Raw genomic sequence first — 2,654 nt, 5'->3', positions numbered from 1 at the left:
GCCGGTCAGCAGCGGCGTGCTCAGCAGCAGTTCGCCACCGCTGCGGCTGGCCGCGTCGGCGCCCTGGCGGTACACCGAGAGCGTGGCGCGCCGATTGGCGGTGATGCGCTCGCTGGCCTGCAGGCCGACGTGCGAGAAGCCGAGGATCAGCCGATCGAGCGCCGCCTGGTCCTGCGCCCGTTGCAGCGGTCCGTAGCCGAACTCGATGCGGCGCGCGTCGACGACCAGGTTGCCGGCGCCGGTGCCCGGGCCGCCGGGCGTCACGGGGCCGGGGCCGCGGCTGGTGAACGGCGATTCGGGCGAGCCGCTGCCAGCCGACAGACCGTTCCAGATCAGCGTGCCGGTCGCGATGCGCGCGCTGTCGCCGGCCGCGCCCCAGCCGTAGATCGCGGGCGTGTTGAGCATCAGCACCGTCTCGGGGGCGCCCTCCCCGCGTGCCGCGCGCAGGTCGAGCACCACGTTGCCGAAGAAGTTGAGCGACTGGGTCGCGGTCAGCGAGAGCTGCTCGATCGGCGTCTGGCCGGGCACGGTGGGCCGCAGCAGCCGCTCGAGCATCTCCTGGCTCAGCCGCACGCCGGCGCCGATCGCACCCTGCGCCTCGGCCGCGGCGAAGGACGCGCGCGTGCCGACCTGGATCGCGGGCGCCGCCATGCTCAGGTAGCGCGCGTTGATCTCGGCCTCGCCGAGCGTCACCGGGCCGCTGCTGAGGAAGCTCACGCTGCCGCGGGTGCGCAGCATCGCGCCGTCGGCGATGGTGATCGCGCCCTGGCGCGCGGAGGCGTCGCCCTGCGGCGGCGCGAAGTCGTAGACGCCGTTGCCCACCGCGAGGATCGCGCTGGCGCCGTTGCTCGCCGAATCGAGGTAGACATAGCCCTGGGTCGAGTCGAAGCCCGTGGTGCTGCTGCGCGTGGTGTCGATCAGCGCGCCGCGCTCCACGCGCACGTCGTGGCCCGACAGGAACACCTGGCCCGCGGCCAGCCGCGCGCCGCCGCGCACGACCACGGCCTCCTGCTCGGCGCTGTTGATGACCACGTGCGGGCCGACCGGTACCGCGGCCTGCCCGACGGTCACGAACACGTCGCGCAGGCCGTAGGTGCCGCCCACGATCAGCGTGCCCGCGTCGAAGGCCGAGAGCTGCGCCGCGTCGAAGGCGGCGAAGTCCGGCGTGGGCGCCATGCCCGGCGCCAGCACCTCGACCGCGCGCCGGCCGGTGAGGAACAGGTGGCCGTCGTAGACGCCGGCCATGCCGGCTTCGCCGCGCAGCCTCGCCACGCCCTCGAAGGACAGCACGCGGCCGGTCGCGCTGCCGGTGTCGATGTGCACGCTCTGGCCGTCGCGCTCGAGCCGCGGCCGCGCGCCGCCGAACAGGGCGACGCGCGCGAGCGCGAAGTCGGCATAGCTGGTCTCGTTGTACTGCGAGAGGCCGCGCACCGCGCTGCCCGGCGTGAGCGTGACGGCGGTCGGCAGCGCGTCGCGCACGGCCGTGTTGGCGATGGCCAGGTAGCCGCTCGCGCGCATCGAACCGCTGGCGCGCACCGTGTCGAACGGGCCGGCCTGGTTCTGCGCGCCGAGTTCGATGCGCCAGGCACCGGGCAGCAGCGCATAGGTCGACGGCATCAGCGTGTAGGTGCCCGCGGGCAATCCGCCCACGGGGGCGTCGAAGCGGATCTGCTGGCCCACGCGCGGCGCACCCGCGCCGGTATCGGGCGCCACCGGTGCGTAGCCGCCCGCGAAGCCCAGCACCAGCGCATAGACACCGGCGCCCGCGCTGCTGAAGCCGTAGGTGGGATTGGCATCAATCAGCGGCGTGCGCAGCACGTCGACCGAGCCGCCGCGGCCGGTGAAGAAACCGGCCCCCGTGAGCTGCCCGCCGCCCGACACGTCGAGCACCGCGCCGTGCTCGGCCGTGATCCGCGACTGGCCGAAGGCCACGCCGGGCCGCACGAACAGCTCGGCATACTGCGTCGGCTTGCCGGACACGGCCGCGAGCGGCAGGTACTCGACCGCCTGGCCGTTGTAGCTGTAGCGGATGTTGTCCGCCGTGCCGCCATAGGGCATGACGAGGCCCGCGGCGCTGGTGGAGGTGAGACTGCCGTCGCGCAGCAGCACCTCGAACAGCTGGTCGCGCAGCGGCGGCGTGCCGATGCCGAAGGCGGGCTTGGTGCCGAAGATGATGCTGCCCAGCGGCGCGCGCACCACGCCGCCCTGGTCGATGGTCGCGGCCGCCAGCGTGAGCGTGCCGAAGGCCGAGGCCGGCAGCTCGGGCACCGTGCCCGTGCCGCGGATCGTGAGCCGGCGCGCGGGATCGTAGTGCTCGGGCTGCCCCGGACGCAGGGCCACGCGCAGATCGCCCGTGGCGCCGGTGGTCGGGTAGAGCTGGGCCGCGCTCACCGTGAGGTTGCCGCCGACCTCGATCGTGCCGTTGGTGAAACGGACGTCGCCGCGGCTGTTCAGCAGCACCTCGTCGAACCCGGCGAAGTCCAGCGGACGGCTCACGATCTGGCCGCCGCTGGGCGTGGGCACCATGCTCTGGCTCACGCCGATGGCGCCGAACAGGTTGGAGGCGCGCACGTCGATCAGCGCGGCCTCGATCTCGAACCGGCCCCGATTGACGGTCGAGGTGCCGGTCTGTACCAGCCCCGACTGGAATTCGT

The 2,654-nt window shown here is 73.8% G+C and carries 1 pseudogene; it reads right to left on the bottom strand.

Going from position 1 to position 2,654, the window contains the following annotated elements:
- Nucleotides 1-2,654 (bottom strand): annotated as a pseudogene (locus AC27VN_RS38355) (hypothetical protein); the annotation flags it as partial.

The organism is Variovorax sp. 20P10.2.4 (assembly GCF_058244205.1).
The sequence above is the reverse complement of the archived record's forward strand: the minus strand, read 5'-3'. Positions and strand labels throughout refer to the sequence as shown.